The sequence below is a fragment of the Vibrio sp. E150_011 genome, from assembly GCF_053544015.1.
This window is the reverse complement of sequence record NZ_JBHFOL010000037.1, coordinates 1-3,164: the sequence shown is the minus strand read 5'-3', so window position 1 is coordinate 3,164 and position 3,164 is coordinate 1. Positions and strand designations below refer to the sequence as shown.

The following is a 3,164-nucleotide window of genomic DNA, read 5'->3' as shown; positions in this document are numbered from 1 at the left end:
CTGACGTGGTTTAATTGATACGACTAACCCAGTTAAGACATAATTGATTTAACTGGAGATTGAAATGACTAAACGTAAAACCTATTCAAAAGAGTTTAAGCTTGATGCCATTTCGCTGGTAAGAGAGCAAAATTATAGCATTGCTGAAGCTTCAAGAAATCTAGAAGTGAGTGCTCAGCTCCTCGGTCGCTGGATAAAAGAATCCGAAAATGATGATGGTCATGCATTCAGAGGAAACGGCAAGCTAACACCTGAGCAGCAGGAAATTCGTCAACTAAAAGCACAAGTCAAACGCCTAGAAATGGAGCGTGAAATATTAAAAAAAGCGACGGTCTTCTTTGCCAAAGAAACGAAGTAAAATACACGTTTATTGCCCAAAATAAGAAGATCTGGCCTGTGATAGTAATGTGTCGCGTGTTGGGTGTAAAAAACAATAACTACTACAGTTATCAAAAGCGAAAACCACAAAAGTCTGTTGATACAGAGCATCAAGAGTTGCTCCAGTGGGTAAAGAATATTGCTGAGTTTAGCGATAATACCTATGGCGAAAGGCGAATTCAAAAAGCATTAAATACGCTTGATTATCCTGTCGGGCGCAGGAAAACAGCACAATTGATGAAAGAGGCAAACGTTTGGGTGCGCTACAAGAAAAAGTATAAAGCAACGACGAATAGTGAACACAATAAGCCAATATACGATAATGAACTCACACAGAATTTTGATTTTCAGAGCGCCAATCAAGCGTGGGTGCAAGATATTACGTATAGTGTGCCCGGAGTTCAGCACTAGCATGGAATGCTTTAATGAACCACGAGTCTATCTGAAATACATAAACACTACGGCAGGAGCTACATTGTTTATGGCACTATCTGGTTGTGCAGATAGTTGAGTCTGAGCGGCAGTGACTTATCGTATGCTGATAAGGTGATGTAACTCGCTGACAACGGGGAGTGAGGCGAATTCGTTAAGCCAAGATGCTCCTCTAGACTAAGTATTGGACGGATGAAGAACATGAACCGATTAACCCGCATCTATGGGCTGAAACGTCGCCATTACCTACACGAATTAATAGGTAATATGGTGCTGCAATAGTGCTAAATGTATGGGCATTATTACCGAATTAATGAGTAATAAATAACTACTTATTAATGGATAAACGTTAAATCACAATTCTGCGTTTAAGCATCATCACCTTACAGCACGATAAGGTCAAAGACTGCGATCGGCATCCTCCCCAATATGTTCGAGTTCAGGTAGGTAAACCGGGGAAGGTTTGTTTTGAATGCTAAGGGAGCATGACCCTGATGACAAACAAACTGGCGGAGTGTTTGTAGTAGTCTGAGATGGGGAAAGCCCATTACATGGCGAAGGGACACAGTTTAATTGATTTGCGTAAGTAAATTACCTGACCTTAATGAGGTGAAGACCTTTGATAATCAGCGAACAGCAACGTAAATTAGCAACATGGACAGCAACCGATAAAACGCGTCGCGTTAATCGATTGCTGCGCCTTATCAGTCACCCGCATTGGCTTCGCCAAGCGGCTGAAGTAACGCTTTCTTCAAAAGGAGCTAAAACGCCTGGTGTTGATGGAATAACAAAGATTCATATACAGGCTAATTTGGCTGGTTATCTTGATGAGATCAGAAACGATCTGCTGTCAGGTAACTATCAACCGATGCCTGCTAGACGGATCTATATCCCCAAGACCAATGGAAAGCTACGTCCTTTAGGTATACCAACGCTTAGGGACAGAATAGTTCAACGTGCCATGCTCATGGCAATGGAGCCGATATGGGAAAATGATTTTCATTCGTTGTCCTATGGCTTTAGACCAGAGCGCAGTGTCCATCACGCCATTCGTACGGTTAAACTACAAATGACCGAATCCAATGAGCCGAGAGATCGCTGGATAATTGAAGGAGATCTATCAAGCTATTTTGATACAGTTCACCATCGATTATTGATGAAATGTGTTCGTAAACGGATCAACTGCCGTCGATTTAATGATTTGCTTTGGTGCTTCATTAAAGCTGGACACATTGAACGTAACCTATTTTGTGCAACCAGCGAAGGCGTACCACAAGGTGGTGTAATTTCTCCGTTATTGTCAAACATAATGCTTAATGAGTTCGATCAATATTTGGATAAATGTTACTTGAGTAAGAAAGCCCGTAAAGACCGCTGGTACTGGAACCACAGTATCAAAATCAAGCGAAAACCTGCGGTTGAGGAAAACAGACAATGGAAACCAGCCGTTGCTTATTGCCGTTATGCTGATGACTTTCTAGTGATTGTCAAAGGCAATAAACAACAAGCAGAGGCTATTCGGGACCAATGTCGACACTTCCTAGAAGGTAAGCTGAAACTCAGGTTAAATATGGATAAAACTCATATTACACATGTGAATGACGGTTTTATATTTCTCGGACATAGGATCATTCGAAAGCGTGGACCTAAGGGAAATATGCGAGTGGTGTCTGGTATTCCAAACGGTAAAGCCAAAGCATTTTCTCATTCATTGAGTCAGGCTTTATCAGGGGATCATAGCTGTAGCAAGATAGACAAAGTGGAACAACTCAATCGTAAACTTAAGGGTTGGGCACAATTTTATCGACATACTGATTACACCGCGAAAATTTACAGCAAAATTGATCGTATTATTTTCTGGAAACTCGCCAAGTGGTTGGCTAGGAAATATCGTTGTTCTATTAAATCGTTAATGATGAAATGGATCAAACGTCCGACACCAAATCAGGCAACGACATGGGTGTTATTTGGTAAAAGCAATCGTGGAAATTTATGTGGCGCGTCACTATTTAGATTAGTGAGTAGCCCTAAATTACCCTTTAGATGGCGAGCACCAGAAGCAAATCCCTACCTCAGAGATGAAATTAGAAATACTGTCACGTCTCGCTATAGCGATGTTGCCATGGCTGTTAGCCACAATTAAGCGGAGAGCCGTATGCGCTGAAAGGTGCACGTACGGTTCGGAGAGGAGAAGCAGAGAAATAGTTCGACTACGCTCTGCCTCTTACTCTACTATGGACTTCAGAGGGATGGCTGTATTTAGCCGTCGTAATCGATCTCTATTCCCGTAAAGTGGTCGGCTGGAGCATGGGTAGCAGAATGAAAGCGCAACTTGTTTGTGATGCGCTAACAAT

General features: G+C 42.0%; 1 protein-coding gene and 2 pseudogenes. All 3 read left to right on the top strand.

All coding sequences use genetic code 11. The features are described from left to right. Positions 1 to 64: 64 nt before the first annotated feature. Positions 65 to 765: pseudogene (locus ACE1OE_RS24245) on the top strand (IS3 family transposase); the annotation flags it as partial. A 664-nt stretch (positions 766 to 1,429) separates the two neighbouring features. Then, positions 1,430 to 2,953, top strand: a complete 1,524-nt coding sequence (ltrA, locus tag ACE1OE_RS24240) for a group II intron reverse transcriptase/maturase (protein WP_449212513.1) — start codon at positions 1,430 to 1,432, stop codon at positions 2,951 to 2,953. Between the two features lie 83 nt (positions 2,954 to 3,036). Further along, positions 3,037 to 3,164, top strand: a pseudogene (locus ACE1OE_RS24235) (DDE-type integrase/transposase/recombinase); the annotation flags it as partial.